The sequence below is a fragment of the Streptomyces cynarae genome, assembly GCF_025642135.1.
In the GTDB taxonomy this organism is placed as follows: domain Bacteria; phylum Actinomycetota; class Actinomycetes; order Streptomycetales; family Streptomycetaceae; genus Streptomyces; species Streptomyces cynarae.
Genome location: NZ_CP106793.1, coordinates 1641465 through 1655819, shown reverse-complemented (window position 1 = coordinate 1655819; position 14355 = coordinate 1641465). Strand labels below are relative to the sequence as shown.

The window sequence follows — 14355 nt, the reverse complement described above, 5'->3', positions numbered from 1 at the left end:
CGAGCGAAGCCGAGAACTCGGGGGAGCGACAAGCCACGACGAACCCGCAGCCGCAGACGCGCAGGCACGACCGAGCTTGTGGTAGCCGCTACAACCCCGATGGATCCTGCGGCCCCCGGCCGGACAGGACCTCCCCATAGGCCTGCATCAGGTCCGGCAACCGCAATGTCGACAAGTCGTCCCGTGACGGCATCCCCGGATAGCCGCTCAGCCGCAGGTCCCGATACGCACAACTCTTCTCGTACAGCGTCCGCAGGAACCGCCCGTTCCCGAGCTCGTCGATCCAGCCCTGGTCCACCACGTGCCCGGCGATCGACCGAAGCTCCTCCAGAGCCTCCTCGTCCCAGACGTCACCGTTGTCGGCGGCCAGCACCTCGCCGATCGCCTTCAGCTCCAAGGGGCGGTACGAGGGAAAATCGACTCGCGTCGTGAAGCGTGAGGACAGTCCCGGGTTGGCGGCCAGCAACCGGTCCATTCCCTCGGGGTACCCCGCGAGGATCACCACCAGGTGGTCCCGGTTGTCCTCCGCCCGCTTCAGCAGCACCTGAAGCGCCTCGTCCCCGTAGGCGTCCCCCTTGCCGTATCCCGAGTTGGACAGGGAGTACGCCTCGTCCACGAACAGGACGCCGCCGATCGCGGAGTCGATCAGCTCGTTCGCCTTCACCGCCGTCTGGCCCAGGTACTCGCCCACCAGGTCCGCCCGCTGCGCCTCCACGAGGTGATCGCCGCCGAGCAGGCCGAGCGCGTAGAAGACCCGGCCCAGAATCCTCGCCACGGTCGTCTTGCCGGTGCCGGAGGGCCCCGAGAACACGAAGTGCCGTTTGGGCGGCTGGACGGGTAAGCCCTGGCCGGCCCGCAGCCGGGCCATGTTCAACTGCGCCGACAACGCCTTGACCTGGCGCTTGACCGGTTCCAGACCGACCATGCGCTCCAGCTCGGCCAGCGCCTCCTCCAGCAGTTCCGGATCCGTGGGCCCGGCCGGCCACGACTGTGCCGGTCCCGAGGCGGCCTTCTCCCGCACGAGGTCGCCCTGCGCCGGAAGCGGACCGGTCGGCGGCGGTTCGGGATCGGACAGCTTCACGTCCCGGCCCTCGGCGCCGAAGAGCGGATCCAGACCGTCCGGTGCTTCCAGCGTGTCGCCGCCTCCGGCGAGCGCCATCGCCGTCAGGTCGGTCGAATCGTCGTACCCGTCGCCCTCGGCGATCGCGGCGAGCCGCGCCGAGGTGTCCATGAACGCCGGGTCCACCCGGTGCACGGCCCGGTACAGGGGGAGGGCGGCGGCCGAGCGGCCCGTGCCCTCGTGGGCTCGGGCCAGCCAGTACCGCAGCTCCTTGCGCTGCGGCTGCTCGCTGCGGCAGCGCATCAGGGAGGCGGCGAGCAGCGGCTCGGCCTGCCCGAACATCTCCAGGCGGACCCGGGCCATGCCGCCGAACAGTCCGGCCTCTATGCCGAGCATGGGATCGTCGATCAGCGGATCGGTGTGCCGGACCAACTGCTCCCAGTCCTTGACCAGGTAGGCCCGGCAGGCGTGCAGGAAGCGCACCTGGGGGTCGGTGTCGACCGGCGGCAGGCCCGCCAGCGCGCGGTCCAGCTCCGGGACGTGGCGGCCGTCCAGCCAGTGCGAGGCGTGTGCGAGCAGCAGGTCGCGCGGGCTCTCCAGCACCGGCTGCACCCACCAGCCCAGCCAGTACCAGGAGTTGAGGGTGCGCCGGTGTCGCGTCCGCTGCTCCCCGAAGCGGTCGCGGTGGCGGTACATCCTCAGCAGCGCGGTCGTCGTGTCGACGCGCAGCGCATGTAGCCCGAGCCAGCCGTCGGCCATGCCCGGATCCATCCGGACCGCGGCGCGGAACTCCTCCTCCGCCTGCGGATAGGCGCCCATCGTGTAGGCGTCGACCCCTCGCAGCCAGGCGAGGTCGGCCGGGGCCTGAGGGCCCTGCGTGCCGAAGTCCATCACGTCCCCCACAAACCGTGCCCCCGTTGGTTCACCGCCGGGCCCGTGCCCGTCGGCCGCCTTGCTCGAACCGCTGTGCCGCGGACCGGAGTTGCCACGGTGCGCAGAGCAGCGTCCGAACGTCGCACCGAGAGGCATCGTACCTGCGGGGGAGGGGCGCACGAAGGGTGCCGCACGGGCCGTTCGGCGAGGTGGGAGCAGACGGGACGCGCGGCGCGTGGTGACCGAGGGTGAGCGGATCACGCCTCTTGGCGCGCACGGAAGGTGCTGAGAGCAGAACGAAGCCCCCGATCACGGGGGAACAACCGGGGGCTTCGCGTCTGGGTGCGACTGCGAAAGCCGCACATTGAGAACGTAAGACCTGTACGGCCCCCCGGTCAAGCCGACTTGGGGCACTCGAGGAAGTTGCCCGGCGAGGATCTTCACGAGTTCAGCACACTGCCGATGGGTCGTCACTGTGGGTGAGATCTTGTTCCGGACCAGGAACCCCGGCGGGCCCGGGAAGCACCTCATATCCCTTCCGCTTCTGATGCACCAGAAGGCAGGCGTGGGGTCGCGAGGGGTCCTCGGCGAAGTGCCGGCGCTCCGCTTCGACCCAGCCGTCCCAGAAAGCGTGTTGTTCCTCGCCGTCCCGGGCCCGCCCGCGCGTCCACGCCTCCTCGCGCGCCAGATCCATCCACAGCAGCCGGACGAGATACGGGCGCAGCGCCCGGCGGCCGGCGCCGACCCCCTCGATCAGGATCACGGGGGCGGGCGGCAGCGCACGGGCGGGACCGAAGCGCCGGGCACGCCAGTCGTAGGGCCGGTAGTGCGCGGTCCGGCCGTGGCCGAGCGGCTCGATCACCTCCCGCAGCAGCCGGTCCGTCCAGGAGAACAGCTCCTCATGGGTGGCGATGTCGTCCAGGTGCAGCACGGGCGCGCCGCCGAGTGCGGCCGCCAGGTGTGCGGCGAACATGGATTTCCCCGAGCCCGCGTGCCCGTCGACGCCGACGAGACGGACGGGGCCGCAGGAGGGCGGTAGGTGCTGAAGGCGGGACGCGAGAGCGTGAATGACGATTCCCGGGCGAGAAGGTGTGTCGGCGTGTTTCGGCATGTTCTCGAGGGGACAGCTTACTCGGGCGAATGGGCTGTCCCTCTTCGCGGAGAAAGCGACCTCTCTCCGGAATTTCCCCTACTTCGGGTTAGGTGTGAACACGGGGGATTCGCCTCTTCGAATTCCCGCCCCCCATTCCCGGGAAACCGCCACAGGTCGGGACCAATATTGGTGGGCGCGTCGGCGGCCGAAGTGCTGGCAGAAGTCCGTGTGTGACGGCCATAGTTGGCGCAACCGTTGCGTCCGAACCGCTGCTTGAAGGACTCCTGGGGGTCACCCACCGATGACCAGAGCTTCAGAGCCGTCCCGCAGAACCATCCTCGCCGCGGCGGCCGCCGCGGCCGCGGCGGCCGGCACCGCGGGCCCGGCGGCCGCTGCCATGCCGACCGCCCGGCCGACGAAAGCATCCCCGAGCCTCGTGGACTACCGCGCCTGGACCTCGTACGCCGACTGGCGAAGCGGCACCGCTCAGGGCGTTCGCGCCCTCGCCGGCCTCCGCCCCGGCCTGGTGACCGCCACGCCGGCCGGTCGTACCGACTACACCGACCCGCACACCGGAAAGTCCGCCACCTGGGAGTACGCCGTCTGGACCTCCCCGGCACACCGCCTCGCCGTCCCGGCCACCGAGCTCGTCGCCTCCTGGAACGCGCACACCCCGGCCGGCACCTGGCTCCAGGTCGAACTGAAGGGCACCTACTCCGACGGCACGGACACCCCCTGGTACGTGATGGGCCGCTGGGCGGCAGGCGACCAGGACATCCGCCGCACCTCCGTGGACGGCCAGAGCGATGGCAGGAGCAACATCTGGACCGACACGTTCGCCATCGCCGATCCCGCCGTGGGTCTGCGTCTGGTGTCGTACCGCCTGCGCCTGACCCTGTACCGCACACCCGGCACACGGATCACGCCGACGGTGTGGCGGCTCGGCGCCATGGGCTCCGATGTCCCGGACCGGTTCACCGTCCCCGCCTCCACGCCCGGGCTCGCCGAGGAACTGATCGTCCCGCGCTACTCGCAGGAGATCCACAAGGGCCAGTACCCGGAGTACGACAACGGCGGTGAAGCCTGGTGCAGCCCCACGTCCTCGCAGATGATCATCGAGTACTGGGGGCGGAGGCTCACACCCGAACAGCTGTCCTGGGTCAACCCGTCGTACGCGGACCCGCAGGTCTGCCATGCCGCCCGCTTCACCTACGACCACCAGTACCAGGGCTGCGGCAACTGGCCCTTCAACGCGGCCTACGCGGCCACGTTCAAGGACCTCCAGGCAGTGGTCACCCGGCTGTCCTCGCTCACCGACCTGGAGACGCTGATCGCCGCGGGCATCCCGGCCATCACCTCGCAGTCCTTCCTGAAGGAGGAGCTGACCGGGGCGGGATACGGGACCGCGGGGCATCTGATGACCGTGATCGGGTTCACCGCCGACGGCGACGTGATCGCGAACGACCCGGCGTCGCCGAGCGACGAGGCGGTGCGGCGCGTGTACCGGCGCCGGGAGTTCGAGAACATCTGGTTGCGCACCAAGCGGTACAACGCCTCCGGGAAGGTCGCCTCCGGCACCGGCGGCGTCTGCTACCTGTACTTCCCGGCCCGGCCCACTTCGCGGCAGCGCAAGGCGCTGGCGGCGGTGGGCGTCCGCTGACGCCCCCACCGGGGAACCGGGCGGCGCATTTCCCGACGGGTCCGACTCCGGCGGCCGACTCCGCCGATCGGAGTCGAACATGCTGGTGGTGTCATTCTGCGATACTGCGGATGTCCCGCCGGTAGTTGGAGACTTGGGCCGAAATTGAAGAGCAGTCAACAGCGAGGTGCCGTGCGCCCGCAGGCGCGCGGTACCGACCGCTCCCTGGCGCGCCGCGCCGAACTCATCGCCATCGGGCGGAAGTTATTCGCCGACACCTCCTACGACACGCTGTCGATGGATGACATCGCACGTCATGCCCAGGTGGCGAAAGGGCTCATCTACTACTACTTCAAATCGAAACGCGGCTATTACCTCGCCATTGTCGAGGATTCGGTGGCCGACCTCGTGACCTCCGCGGCCGCCGGCCTGGACCTGCCGCCGGTGGAACGGGTGCACCGCACCATCGACCGCTATCTTCGCTACGCCGAGCAGAACCAGGCCGCCTACCGCACGATCGTCAGTGGCGGCGTGGGCTTCGACGCACAGGTCCACGCCATCCGGGACGGCGTGCGCGAGGCGATCGTCACCACGATCGCCGAGGGGGCGTACGGGCGGCGCGACATCGCCGCGCTGGTGCGCACGGGACTGCTCGGCTGGGTGTGCGGCGTGGAGGGCGTGACCCTCGACTGGATCGACCGCCCGGTACTGCCCCGCGACACGATGTGCGACCTGCTCGCGAAGACGCTGGGCGGCACCCTGCGCGCGATCGAGGAACTGGATCCCGCGTACCCGGCCCCGCCTCCGGCCCGCCGGCCGATCTGACCGCGACCGGAGGACCGATCGACACCGGGAGGACCGATCGACCCCCGAGCGGTCCCGCCCGGGTGCAGGCGAAGCCGTCACGGACCGGTCCATGGTGATTGCAGACAGTCCCGGGACGAGAGCCCATCCGTCGGATGTCGATCACGCCGCGGCACGCCATCCGCTTTCTTGAAGTAAGCGGTCGTTAACCGGTGACGCCGTGCCTCCGATCGGGCATACTCCAAGCGCCACAGCCGCTGGTCAGCCGCCTCCGCGACCCGGAGCGACGAGCATCGGCCAGGCTCAGTGAGACCCGGCGGCGCCGCCCCACCCAAGGCGCATGTCCGCCGACGTGCCCAAGAGGGAGGAGAGCGTCGCCATGCCCGACCGCGCCCCGCAGCAGGTGGACCGACAACTGCCCACGGACGAGGCCCGGGATCTGATCTCGCTCGTCCGCGACATCGCGCAGCGCGAGATCGCCCCGAAGGCGGCCGAGGAGGAGCACTCCGGGCAGTTCCCGCGCGAGACCTTCCGCCTGCTCTCCGACTCCGGACTGCTCGGCCTGCCGTACGACTCCGAGTACGGCGGTGGCGACCAGCCCTACGAGGTGTACCTGCAGGTCCTGGAGGAGCTGGCCGCGGCACGCCTCACCGTCGGCCTCGGCGTCAGCGTCCACACCCTGGCCTGTCATGCCCTCGCGCACTACGGCACCAAGGAACAACAGCTGGAACACCTGCCCGCGATGCTCGGCGGGGGCCTCCTGGGCGCCTACTGCCTCTCCGAGCCGTCGTCCGGGTCGGATGCCGCGTCCCTGCGGACGAAGGCGGTCCGGGACGGCGACCACTGGGTGATCACCGGTACCAAGGCATGGATCACCCACGGAGGGATCGCCGATTTCTACACCGTGATGGCGCGCACCGGCGAGGAGGGCCCCCGCGGGATCACCGCGTTCCTCGTGCCCGGCGACGCCGAGGGACTGAGTGCCGCGGCGCCCGAGAAGAAGATGGGCATGAAGGGATCGCCCACCGCGCAGGTCCACTTCGACGGGGTGCGCGTGCCGGAAGCGCGGCGCATCGGCGACGAGGGACAGGGCTTCGCGATCGCGCTGTCCGCGCTCGACTCGGGGCGGCTCGGCATCGCGGCCTGCGCCATCGGCCTGGCCCAGGCGGCCCTGGACGAGGCCGTCGCGTACGCCACCGGGCGTCGGCAGTTCGGGCGGCCGATCTCGGACTTCGAGGGGCTGCGCTTCCTGCTCGCCGACATGGCGACGCAGATCGAGGCGGGCCGGGCGCTGTACCTGGCGGCGGCACGGCTGCGGGACGCCGGGCGTCCGTTCGCCAAGCAGGCGGCCATGGCCAAGCTGCACTGCACCGACACGGCGATGAAGGTCACCATCGACGCCGTCCAGGTGCTCGGCGGGTACGGCTACACCGTGGATTTCCCGGTAGAGCGCTACATGCGGGAGGCCAAGGCGCTGCAGATCGTCGAGGGGACGAACCAGATCCAGCGCATGGTCATCGCCCGTCACCTCGCTGGTCCCGAGTCCCGCTGAACGACTCCTGGCCCGCCGCAAGCCGGCGCGGGCCGGCCGGGGGCGCCGCGAGCCGCACCCACTCCGGGTCGTGGCGCCCAGGGAGCGTGCGCCCGCGGTCGGCCCAGACGCGCATCAGCGCGCGGTAGATGGGCGGGTCCTGCGGCTGCGGCGGCGGCAGCGTCGCCGCCGGTACCGGAATGAACACCGGCCGCCGGGGTCCGGTCGCCGAATAACTGGGGCTCATACTCGGAGCAACGCCCCGACGCCCGCCGAGGTCACCGACCCCGCTAATCGAGCGTGAGTTCCGCGGCGGACCGCCCGGGGAACCGCCGCTGCCCGTGACGTGTCAGGCGGCCTGGCGGCGCAGTGTCGCGAGCCGCAGCGGGCGCGAACCCGGGCCGCCGACGTGCGAGAACGGCTGCGTGCGCCAGTCGAGCCCCTGAGGGAGGGTCAGCAGCAGGGCGGTGTCCTGCTCCTGGGGCTCCAGGGACTCGTCCGCCGGGCGGGCGTCGGCCGCCGCACGGCCCGTACCGGAGCAGACCGTGAGACCGAACGGATTCCAGGGCGAGGCGCACAGCGCGTGCTCGGGCAGGACCTCCTCGTCCGCCAGGAGCGCGATGGGCTGCGCGCAGTCCGGGCAGATCACCCGGTACATCTCGAAGGTGTCGTACGCGTCGAACTCATCGCCGTCGAGGGCGTCGGGTTCGACGCCCTCCGGCTCGGGCTCGATGACCGGCTGCTGCCGCTTGGGCAAGGTACGACCAGGGCGCTTGGGATTCTGCATGGGTTTCTCCCCCTAGGGCTGGGCCGACAAGGCACTGCGGCCTCGACCACAGCAAGCACTTCCCGTCCCGTCTCCGGGGTAATCACGAGAGCATCACGAAGCCTGACCGGACACTGTGGCGTTCGTCACATGCCATTCGCAGGTGCCCCGCGCGGCCGCGGGTCACCCGGGCGGCTCACCGGCCGCTCTCACCAACATCACAAACCGGGTATGACCTGCGCTGCTGAGGTATCCGCGGAGTCAGGGCGCACTGTAGGTTCTAGCGCCATGGAGGAGCTGGACCGACAGATCGTGCAGCTGCTCGTCAAGGACGGGCGGATGAGCTACACCGACCTGGGCAAGGCCACGGGCCTGTCCACATCGGCCGTGCACCAGCGGGTGCGCCGGCTCGAACAGCGGGGCGTCATCCGCGGGTATGCCGCCGTCGTCGACCCCGAGGCCGTCGGCCTGCCGCTGACCGCCTTCATCTCGGTGAAGCCCTTCGACCCCAGCGCCCCCGACGACATCGCCGAACGCCTCGCAGGCGTCCCGGAGATCGAGGCCTGCCACAGCGTCGCGGGCGACGAGAACTACATCCTCAAGGTCCGCGTGGCCACGCCGCACGAACTTGAGGAACTGCTCGCCCGGCTGCGCACCCTCGCGGGGGTCTCGACGCGCACCACCGTGGTCCTGTCCACCCCGTACGAGGCACGGCCGCCCCGGATCTGATCGACCTCCCTGCGGGGCGTCCCCCGCCAGGGGCGACACTGTTGCTCATGAGTGAGCGCACCGCCGAGCCCAAGACCGTCCTCCTGCGCCGCGGAGAGGTCCACAGCCCCGCCGATCCCTTCGCCACCGCGATGGTCGTGGAGGCCGGACATGTCGCCTGGGTCGGTTCCGAGGGCGCGGCCGACGCCTTCGCGGGCGGCGTCGACGAAGTGATCGACCTCGACGGCGCCCTCGTCACTCCCGCGTTCACCGACGCGCACGTGCACACCACCGCCACCGGCCTCGCGCTCACCGGCCTCGACCTGTCCGGTGCCCCGTCGCTGGCGGCCGCCCTCACCCTCGTACGGGACTTCGCCGCCGCCCGGCCGGACGACCGGGTCCTGCTCGGCCACGGCTGGGACGCGGCACGCTGGCCCGAGCGACGGGCGCCCCGACGGGAAGAGCTCGACGAGGCCACCGGGGGGCGTCCCCTGTATCTCAGCCGCATCGACGTCCACTCGGCAGCCGTCACCACCGCCCTGCTGGACCTCACCCCGGGCGTGCGCGACAAGGCCGGCTTCACGGACGGCGAGCCGCTCACCCGCGACGCCCACCACGCCGTACGAGCCGCCGCGTTCGCCGCGGTCACCCCCGCCCAGCGCACCGAGGCCCAGCGCACCGCCCTCGCCCACGCCGCCTCCCTCGGCATCGGCTCGCTCCACGAGTGCGCGGGCCCGCAGATCTCCTCCCGGGACGACTTCACCGGGCTGCTGCGCCTCGCCGCCGAGGAGCCCGGACCGCGCGTCGTCGGCTACTGGGCCGAGCAGGACGTCACCAAGGCCCGGGAGCTGGGCGCGCTCGGCGCAGCGGGCGACCTCTTCGTCGACGGCGCCCTCGGCTCGCACACCGCGTGTCTGCACCAGCCGTACGCGGACGCCGCCCACACCGGCACCGCCTACCTGGACGCCGCCGCGGTGGCCGCGCACGTCGTCGCGTGCACCGAGGCCGGGCTGCAGGCGGGGTTCCACGCCATCGGCGACGCCGCCGTCACGGCCGTGGTGGAAGGGGTGCGCGCCGCCGCCGAAAAGGTGGGCCTCGCCCGGATCCGCGCCGCCCGCCACCGCGTCGAGCACGTCGAGATGCTCACGCCCGAGACCATCGCGGCCTTCGCCGAACTGGGCCTGACCGCCTCGGTCCAGCCCGCCTTCGACGCGCTGTGGGGCGGCGAGGACGGCATGTACGCCGAGCGCCTCGGCGCCGCCCGGGCCCGCACGCTGAACCCCTTCGCGGACCTGCTGCGCGCGGGCGTCCCGCTGGCGTTCGGCTCCGACAGCCCGGTGACCCCCTCGACCCCTGGGGCACGGTCCGCGCGGCCGCGTTCCACCGCACCCCCGAACACCGGGTCTCCGTACGCGCCGCGTTCACCGCGCACACACGCGGCGGCTGGCGGGCGATCGGACGGGACGACGCGGGCGTGCTGGTGCCGGGCGCCCCCGCGGACTACGCCGTGTGGCGGACCGACGCACTCGTCGTCCAGGCCCCCGACGACCGGGTGGCGCGCTGGTCCACCGACCCCCGCTCCGGCACCCCCGGACTGCCCGATCTGACCCCCGGGACCGACCTTCCCGTCTGCCTGCGCACCGTGGTCGGAGGCCGGACCGTGTTCGTAGGGCCGGGCGAGTGATCTCCCGGGGTGGCGCGGCGGCGACGAGCCGTCAGAACCCCGTCGTGCGACCTGCGTATCCTCCGCTGCGACCAGGCCCTTCGCCGAAGACCCGCAGGTGGGGCGACTGTTGACAGTGAGGCGCGGAGGGCCGGTAGGTTCGGCCGCGTCCACCACCGGATCGTCCGACCGGTGAACCTCCGCGCAGTCGCCCGAGCGCCGCTGGGTCAGGGATGGTGTGCCGCGCCGGCGCATCGCCACTGGGAGCCAGGCTCAGCGCCCGCGCCACGGCGAGGGCAACGTTCCGGTCGGTCGGCAGGGTGTGACCCGGGTGGGGCCCGGACGTCCAGTAGACAACGGCTTTCGGTCGATCCGCAGCCAGCGGGTCCCAGGTCGGCCCGAAGGGCGCCGGGCCCCGATCCGCAGCCGCCCTGGCCGCGGCGAGCACGGGACCCGCTCTGAGCGCCGTGGGCACCAGTGCGACCGGCCGGTGCACGCCGCCGACGCGACGGACGTTTTTACCCGACTCTTATGGAATCGACACCTCCAAACGAACCCGCGGTGGCGGAGGCCCATGCCGCGACCACTATGGTGGACCTCTGCGTACGGATGTGAAGGGGCAGCAGTGAACCACGGCGACGGGACCCTTGGGGCATCGGCCCAGGGCAAGCAGTTCGGTCCGCTCGGCACCGCCTTGGTGATCATTCCGACCTACAACGAGGCGGAGAACATCAAGACCATCGTCGGCCGAGTGCGGTCGGCGGTGCCCGAGGCGCATGTCCTCGTGGCCGACGACAACAGCCCCGACGGCACCGGCAAGCTCGCGGACGAACTCGCGGCCGAGGACGATCACGTCCACGTCATGCACCGCAAGGGCAAGGAAGGGCTGGGGGCCGCGTACCTCGCCGGGTTCCGCTGGGGTCTGGAGCACGACTACGGCGTCCTCGTCGAGATGGACGCCGACGGCTCCCACCAGCCGGAGGAGCTGCCGCGTCTGCTGACCGCCCTCAAGAGCGCGGACCTGGTACTCGGTTCCCGGTGGGTGCCGGGCGGGCGGGTCGTGAACTGGCCCAAGTCCCGCGAGTTCCTCTCCCGCGGCGGCAGCACCTACTCGCGTCTGGCCCTCGGCCTCTCGCTGCGCGACATCACCGGCGGCTACCGCGCCTTCCGCCGCGAGACCCTCGAGGGCCTCGGGCTCGACGAGGTGGCCTCCCAGGGGTACTGCTTCCAGGTCGACCTGGCGCGCCGCGCGGTCAAGGCCGGGTTCCACGTCGTCGAGGTGCCGATCACGTTCGTTGAGCGCGAGCTCGGCGACTCCAAGATGAGCCGGAACATCGTCGTGGAGGCGCTGTGGCGCGTCACGGCGTGGGGCGCGGAGGAGCGCTTCGGCAAGGTCCTGGGCCGGGGCGGGAAGACGCGCCGGTAGAGGCACGGGCGGCGTCACGAGCGCCGCTGAACGCCCCTTATCCCGCACTGAGCCGGGTCCGGGCACACTGGGAGCATGACGACTGGCGCTTCGACCTCTCCCCGCACCGCCACCCGGCCCCGGCGCTCCCGGTTGCGCACCTTTCTGCCGCTGGGCATCGCCGCGTGGCTGGTGCTGGAGATCTGGCTGCTGACCGTGGTCGCCGGTGCGACCAGCGGGTTCACGGTCTTCCTGCTGCTGGTCGCCGGCCTGGTGCTCGGCTCCGTGGTCATCAAGCGGGCCGGCCGCCGCGCCTTCCGGAACCTGAACGAGGCGCTGCAGAGGGGCGGCTCCCCGTCGAGGACCGGCGGCAACGGCCTGGTGATGCTCGGCGGCCTGCTGCTGATGCTGCCGGGCTTGATCTCCGACGCGGCGGGCCTGCTCCTCCTGCTCCCGCCGGTCCAGAAGGCGGTCGGCCGGTACACGGAGCGTACGATCGACCGCAAACTCCGCCAGTCCTCGTACGGCAGCTTCGGTGACGCCTTCCAGCAGGCTCGTATGCACCGACCCGACGGGAAGGTCGTCCAGGGTGAGGTCGTCAGGGACGAGCCCGAGGAGACTCCCGGGGAGCCCCGCCCGCCCCTGCCCCGCTGACTTCCGGGCCGGGGGGCGGAGCTCCGCGGGAGTCCGGTCCACCCGTGCCAGACAAGACAGTGGGCGCCGCACGTCACGAAGACGTACGGCGCCCACCGATATCTGGCACGCGCAGTATCCCGCCCGACCCCGGAGGGACTACGCGGACTTGCGGCTGTCCCGCGGATGCACCGCGATGTTCATCGCGCCGGACCGCAGAACCGCGAGACGCTCCTCGAGGACCTCTTCGAGCTCCTCACGGGTGCGCCGCTCCATCAGCATGTCCCAGTGCGTACGCGCGGGCTTCGCCTTCTTCTCCTCCGGACCTTCGCCGTCCACAAGGAGCGCCTGGGCACCGCAGACCTTGCACTCCCACTCCGGCGGGATCTCCGCCTCGACCGAGAAGGGCATCTCGAACCGGTGCCCCTTCTCGCATGCGTACTCCACGGCCTGGCGTGGAGCCAGGTCGATGCCGCGGTCCGTCTCGTAGCTGGTCACCACGAGGCGCGTGCCGCGAAGAGCTCGCTCACTCATGAATCGTGCCTCCCGGGCTTGTCGCCCACAGGACAGGTGTCGCTGTCGTCGTCATCCGGTCAACGTCCGGTCGGCGGTAAAGATTCCCGTTCCGAGTCCCGTTCCGGGTCATGCGTCGCCGTCGTAGCCGCCCCTTGTTGTACCCACCGGCGCCCGGTTTGTCACATCTGCTAGCAGATGTCACCCAGCGTTTCGGCTCCTTTGACGCGCAGTAACGGTACGCCTGGCAGGCCAAACGCGTACACTACCGCCCTTTGTGCTCGGACGCTAAATCCTCTCGGGCACCGGATTGCCCGCGTCGCGCACCGCCTCGCGCACCGGGACCCGGGCCAGCAGCACGAACCCGAGGGCGAAGAACGCCACCAGCGAGATGATCGCGTCCCGGTAGCTTCCCGTCAGCTGGTACGTGACCCCGAACAGCAGCGGGCCCAGCCAGCTCATGCCGCGGTCGCTCAGCTCGTACGCGGAGAAGTACTCGGCCTCCTTGCCGGGCGGGACCAGATGTGAGAAGAGCGACCGGGACAGCGCCTGGCTGCCGCCGAGGACCAGCCCGATGCAGGCCGCCAGCGCGAAGAACCCGGCCGGCGCGCCCGCGGGCAGGAAATAGCCGGCGGCGAGCGTCGCCGTCCAGGCGACCAGCGAGCCGAGGATCGTGCGCTTCGCGCCGTACGTCCGGGCCAGCCGGCCCATGCCCAGCGCGCCGCCCACCGCCAGCACCTGCACCAGCAGCACGGCGGCGATCAGTGTCGACTGGCCGAGGCCCAGCTCCTGGGAGCCGTACACCGACGCCTGTGAGATCACCGTCTGGATGCCGTCGTTGTAGATGAGGTACGCCAGCAGGAAGGCGAGGGTGAGCGGGGTGCGGCGCATGTCCCGGACCGTCGCGGCGAGTTGCCGCCAGCCGTGCACCGCCTCGGTCGTCGACGTCGTACGGCGGTCGCGCAGGCGTCTGAGCGGGATGATCGTGAAGGCGCCCCACCACAGGCCCGCCGAGGCCAGGCAGATGCGGACCGCCGTGGACTCCGAGACGCCGAAGGAGCCGTGGGCCGTGAACAGGACCAGGTTCGCGATCAGGACCAGCGAACCGGCCGCGTAGCCGAAGGCCCAGCCGCGCGAGGAGACCGCGTCACGCTCCTCGGGCGGGGCGATCAGCGGCAGATACGAGTTGTAGACCACCATCGAGACGGCCACCGACGCGTTCGCGACGATCAGCAGCAGGCCGCCGAGCAGATACCGGTCCCCGTCCAGGAAGAACAGGCCCGTCGTGGCCGAGGCGCCCAGATACGCGCACAGAGCGAGCAGCGGCTTCTTGCGGCCGGTGCGGTCGGCCGCCGCACCCGCCAGCGGCATCACGAGAATCGCCACGACGACCGAGGCCGAGACGCAGTAGGCGAAGAACGAGCCGGCGCGCACCGGGACCCCCAGCGGGTGGACATATCCCTCCGCGTCCGCCGCCGACTTGGCCACCGAGGTGAGATAGGGGCCGAGGAACACCGTCAGCACGCTCGTCGAGTAGACCGAGCACGCCCAGTCGTAGAAGTACCAGCCGCGTTGTTCGCGCCGCCGCTCGGCGGCCTCGTCGCCGGCATGTGCCCGCACGGTGTCGGTGCCCACCCGTGCCCTCGCTTCCCCGTGGAACGTGATCG

General features: G+C 71.3%; 12 protein-coding genes and 1 pseudogene. 7 read left to right on the top strand and 6 right to left on the bottom strand.

Features of this window, described 5'->3' with window-relative positions; translation table 11 throughout:
• Positions 1-88 precede the first annotated feature (88 nt).
• Together N8I84_RS07800 and N8I84_RS07795 are read right to left on the bottom strand one after the other, a co-directional pair.
• Positions 89-1951, bottom strand: coding sequence for an AAA family ATPase (locus N8I84_RS07800; protein ID WP_263228867.1), 1863 nt, complete (start codon positions 1949-1951; stop codon positions 89-91).
• Positions 1952-2381: 430 nt separating this feature from the next.
• Positions 2382-3044 (bottom strand): uridine kinase family protein, encoded by a 663-nt coding sequence (locus N8I84_RS07795; protein ID WP_263228866.1) that lies wholly within the window; start codon positions 3042-3044, stop codon positions 2382-2384.
• A 283-nt stretch (positions 3045-3327) separates the two neighbouring features.
• Between N8I84_RS07795 and N8I84_RS07790 the strand changes: the two genes are divergently transcribed.
• The 3 genes from N8I84_RS07790 to N8I84_RS07780 all read left to right on the top strand — a co-directional run bounded on the left by N8I84_RS07790 (position 3328) and on the right by N8I84_RS07780 (position 7021).
• Complete coding sequence (locus N8I84_RS07790) at positions 3328-4686, top strand: peptidase C39 family protein (protein WP_263228865.1); 1359 nt, start codon at positions 3328-3330, stop codon at positions 4684-4686.
• 144 nt (positions 4687-4830) lie between these two features.
• Positions 4831-5490 carry a TetR/AcrR family transcriptional regulator gene (locus N8I84_RS07785; RefSeq protein WP_263228864.1) on the top strand — a complete coding sequence of 220 codons (660 nt, stop codon included), beginning with the start codon at positions 4831-4833 and terminating at the stop codon, positions 5488-5490.
• 358 nt (positions 5491-5848) lie between these two features.
• A complete protein-coding gene (locus tag N8I84_RS07780) occupies positions 5849-7021 on the top strand; it encodes an acyl-CoA dehydrogenase family protein (RefSeq protein WP_263234691.1) in 1173 nt (390 codons plus the stop codon).
• Here the strand turns inward: N8I84_RS07780 and N8I84_RS42690 are convergent.
• Together N8I84_RS42690 and N8I84_RS07775 are read right to left on the bottom strand one after the other, a co-directional pair.
• On the bottom strand, positions 6984-7247 hold the full coding sequence (locus N8I84_RS42690) for a hypothetical protein (protein ID WP_313884244.1): 264 nt from the start codon (positions 7245-7247) through the stop codon (positions 6984-6986). The two genes, N8I84_RS07780 and N8I84_RS42690, sit on opposite strands and share 38 nt — an antisense overlap.
• Before the next feature lie 102 nt (positions 7248-7349).
• The gene (locus tag N8I84_RS07775) at positions 7350-7787 is read right to left on the bottom strand and encodes a hypothetical protein (protein WP_263228863.1); all 438 of its coding nucleotides are present in this window, start codon (positions 7785-7787) and stop codon (positions 7350-7352) included.
• A 267-nt stretch (positions 7788-8054) separates the two neighbouring features.
• On the opposite strand from N8I84_RS07775, the gene N8I84_RS07770 reads away from it, so the two are divergent.
• The 4 genes and pseudogenes from N8I84_RS07770 to fxsA all read left to right on the top strand — a co-directional run bounded on the left by N8I84_RS07770 (position 8055) and on the right by fxsA (position 12196).
• Positions 8055-8495, top strand: coding sequence for an Lrp/AsnC family transcriptional regulator (locus tag N8I84_RS07770; protein WP_103842293.1), 441 nt, complete (start codon positions 8055-8057; stop codon positions 8493-8495).
• Positions 8496-8542: 47 nt separating this feature from the next.
• Positions 8543-10158, top strand: a pseudogene (locus tag N8I84_RS07765) (amidohydrolase).
• A 604-nt stretch (positions 10159-10762) separates the two neighbouring features.
• Positions 10763-11563 (top strand): polyprenol monophosphomannose synthase, encoded by an 801-nt coding sequence (locus N8I84_RS07760; protein WP_263228862.1) that lies wholly within the window; start codon positions 10763-10765, stop codon positions 11561-11563.
• Positions 11564-11638: 75 nt separating this feature from the next.
• A complete protein-coding gene (gene fxsA / locus N8I84_RS07755) occupies positions 11639-12196 on the top strand; it encodes an FxsA family membrane protein (protein WP_263228861.1) in 558 nt (185 codons plus the stop codon).
• A gap of 138 nt (positions 12197-12334) precedes the next feature.
• On the opposite strand, the gene N8I84_RS07750 is transcribed toward fxsA, so the two are convergent.
• On the bottom strand, positions 12335-12709 hold the full coding sequence (locus N8I84_RS07750) for an RNA polymerase-binding protein RbpA (protein ID WP_099500427.1): 375 nt from the start codon (positions 12707-12709) through the stop codon (positions 12335-12337).
• A 267-nt stretch (positions 12710-12976) separates the two neighbouring features.
• Complete coding sequence (locus N8I84_RS07745; protein ID WP_263228860.1) at positions 12977-14323, bottom strand: MFS transporter; 1347 nt, start codon at positions 14321-14323, stop codon at positions 12977-12979.
• Positions 14324-14355 lie beyond the last annotated feature (32 nt).